We start from the raw sequence: 916 nt of genomic DNA, 5'->3' as shown, positions 1-916 counted from the left end.
GTGACTTACCCAGATGGTTCAATTGATGAAGTGCTAGTCACTATCAAGGTTGTAAATCCAAGTACGGATGCAGATAAGAATACGCCAACGCCTAAGGACCAAACGGTTAATGTAGGTGAAACACCAGATGCTAAGAATTCAATCGGCAACGTCGGAGATCTTCCAGAAGGAACTAAGTTTGAATTCAAGACTCCAGTAGATACAACAACACCAGGTGAAAAATCATCAACAGTTGTAGTAACCTACCCAGATGGATCTAAGGATGAAGTGCCAGTCACAGTTAAGGTTGTGGATCCTCGTACTGATGCAGATAAGAACACACCAACACCAAAAGATCAAACAGTCAATGTTGGTGAAACACCAAAAGCTCAAGATTCAATTGGCAATGTTGGTGATCTTCCAAGTGGTACGAAGTTCGAATTCAAGACACCAGTGGATACAACAACACCAGGCGATAAAGAAACAACTGTCGTTGTGACTTATCCAGATGGTTCTAAGGACGAAGTGCCAGTCGCAGTTAAGGTTGTGGACCCTCGTACTGATGCGGACAAGAACACACCAACTCCTAAGGATCAAACTGTTAATGTTGGTGAAACACCAAAAGCTCAAGATTCAATTGGCAACGTCGGAGATCTTCCAGAAGGAACTAAGTTTGAATTCAAGACTCCAGTGGACACTACAACTCCGGGTGATAAGGGTACAACAGTAGTTGTCACTTATCCAGACGGTTCAATCGATGAAGTGCCTGTATCAGTTAAAGTTGTAGACCCACGTACAGATGCGGACAAGAACACGCCAACGCCTAAGAATCAAACTGTTAATGTTGGTGAAACACCAAAAGCTCAAGATTCAATCGGCAATGTCGGTGATCTTCCAGAAGGAACTAAGTTCGAGTACAAGACACCTGTTGACACAA

The 916-nt window shown here is 43.2% G+C and carries 1 protein-coding gene; it reads left to right on the top strand.

All coding sequences use genetic code 11. From position 1 onward, the window contains the following. A partial coding sequence (locus HMPREF2637_RS10375; protein ID WP_256316161.1) for a Rib/alpha-like domain-containing protein occupies nucleotides 1-916 on the top strand: 916 nt, incomplete at both ends.

It is taken from the genome of Streptococcus sp. HMSC065H07, assembly GCF_001837325.1.
Classification (GTDB): domain Bacteria; phylum Bacillota; class Bacilli; order Lactobacillales; family Streptococcaceae; genus Streptococcus; species Streptococcus salivarius_H.
Note: the sequence above shows the minus strand (reverse complement) of the source record. Positions and strands in the feature narration are given on the sequence as shown.